The organism is Paenibacillus ihuae (assembly GCF_001368795.1).
GTDB classification, from domain to species: domain Bacteria; phylum Bacillota; class Bacilli; order Paenibacillales; family Paenibacillaceae; genus Paenibacillus_AQ; species Paenibacillus_AQ ihuae.
The window spans coordinates 40,652-42,306 of sequence record NZ_LN831202.1 but is presented as its reverse complement, the minus strand read 5'-3'; the positions used below and the strand labels follow the sequence as shown (position 1 = coordinate 42,306).

Below are 1,655 nucleotides of genomic sequence, written 5' to 3'. Positions count from 1 at the left end.
GGACTTGGACTGCTGGTTACGGATGGTAAGGCGTTCTCGCGGCAGCTCAAGGAAAGTGATGATTTATTCTCCAAAATGATTCCGGAGCTCGGGCTAAGCCGTAACTGAAATGAAAGCGCGGTCAGGCAAATAAGCTCAGGGGGAAACTCCAGGGACTGGTTTGCTGCGCCCCATCAAGGAATAATAAGTAAAAAATGTAAATTAATTTAATCGATTTCTTAACAATACTAGATGAAGGGTATGATCAAACGATATGAAAATCAAAAAAACACTCGACAGAATTCCCGGCGGAATGATGCTGGTGCCGCTGTTCCTCGGAGCCATTATTCACACGGCTTTCCCGAACGCGGGCGAATATTTTGGCGGCTTCACGAAGGGCCTTATGACAGGTACGGTGCCGATTCTGGCAGTATGGTTCTTCTGTATGGGCGCTGCAATTGATGTACGGGCTACAGGGACAGTACTGCGCAAATCCGGTACGCTGGTATTGACCAAAATCGCTGTAGCTTGGGTTATTGCCCTGATTGCTGTCCAGTTCCTGCCTGAGGGCGGCGTACAGACCGGCTTCTTCGCCGGCTTATCGGTACTGGCAATTATCTCTGCAATGGATATGACCAACGGCGGCTTGTATGCTTCCATTATGCAGCAGTACGGTACCAAAGAAGAATCCGGTGCTTTCGTACTGATGTCGCTTGAATCCGGTCCGCTTGTTACCATGTTGATTCTGGGCAGTACCGGGGTAGCCGTATTTGAACCGCATGTGTTCGTAGGCGCTGTGCTTCCGTTCCTGATCGGTTTCCTGCTGGGTAACCTCGATCATGACCTGCGTGCCTATTTCGGCAAAGCAACACAGACACTCATTCCGTTCTTCGGCTTCGCACTGGGTAGCTCGATTGACCTTGGTGTCATTGTAGATACCGGCCTGCTGGGCATTCTGCTGGGTCTCGTAGTAATCGTTGTTACAGGTGTACCGCTGATTTTTGCTGACAAGTGGATTGGCCGCGGTAACGGTACCGCAGGACTCGCTGCCTCAAGTACCGCAGGTGCGGCAGTCGCCAACCCGATGCTGGTCGCAAATATGAAGCCGGAATTCCTGCCCGCAGCAGAAACAGCAACCGCGCTGGTAGCCGCTTCCGTAATCGTGACTTCGATCCTTGTTCCGATCATCACGGCCTACTATTCCGGATATATGAAAAAGAAAAATCCTCCGGCAGCTGGTGGCCCCTCTGATCTGACAGCGCAGAAGGCTGCAATATAATAAATTCTCCTAACAACTGTAATTATATATTATAAAAGATCAAATTAGAGATAGAATAACCCTCCGTACGCTGTAATGGCGTTATCCGGAGGGTTCTTTTTATAAAAGATAAGAATTTATATGCTTCGCACTATCCGTTTATGAGCTTGCTGAACGCAGCATTATCGAACCGGTCTCCCTGCACCAGCCACGCTCCTTCGATCTTAAATAACGTTAAAAGCCCCTCCATCGGCACCCGCTTCTGTTCCTGGCCCTTCTCATTCAGCAGTACAAGATCCAGAGTATACTTCAGCTCGGCGATATCCTGCTTGTGGCCGTCACTGAGTGTGAGCTGCAGGTTGTCCGGCTGGATCGAAAGCTGCTGCTTGTGGACGACCTGCAAGGGAAGGGCGGTGTA

2 protein-coding genes and 1 pseudogene are annotated in these 1,655 nt (G+C 50.2%); 2 read left to right on the top strand and 1 reads right to left on the bottom strand.

Going from position 1 to position 1,655, the window contains the following annotated elements:
- Together AQR02_RS34925 and kdgT are read left to right on the top strand one after the other, a co-directional pair.
- Window positions 1-108: pseudogene (locus AQR02_RS34925) on the top strand (tripartite tricarboxylate transporter substrate binding protein); the annotation flags it as partial.
- A 145-nt stretch (window positions 109-253) separates the two neighbouring features.
- The gene (kdgT, locus tag AQR02_RS26025) at window positions 254-1,258 is read left to right on the top strand and encodes a 2-keto-3-deoxygluconate transporter (RefSeq protein WP_054943275.1); all 1,005 of its coding nucleotides are present in this window, start codon (window positions 254-256) and stop codon (window positions 1,256-1,258) included.
- A gap of 130 nt (window positions 1,259-1,388) precedes the next feature.
- Here the strand turns inward: kdgT and AQR02_RS26020 are convergent.
- On the bottom strand, window positions 1,389-1,655 hold a 267-nt coding region (locus AQR02_RS26020), incomplete at its 5' end, for a hypothetical protein (protein ID WP_054943274.1).

Excerpts from the sequence above, each read along its gene's own strand:
- kdgT (WP_054943275.1), top strand. The coding sequence starts at position 254 with ATGAAAATCAAAAAAACACTCGACAGAATTCCCGGCGGAATGATGCTG.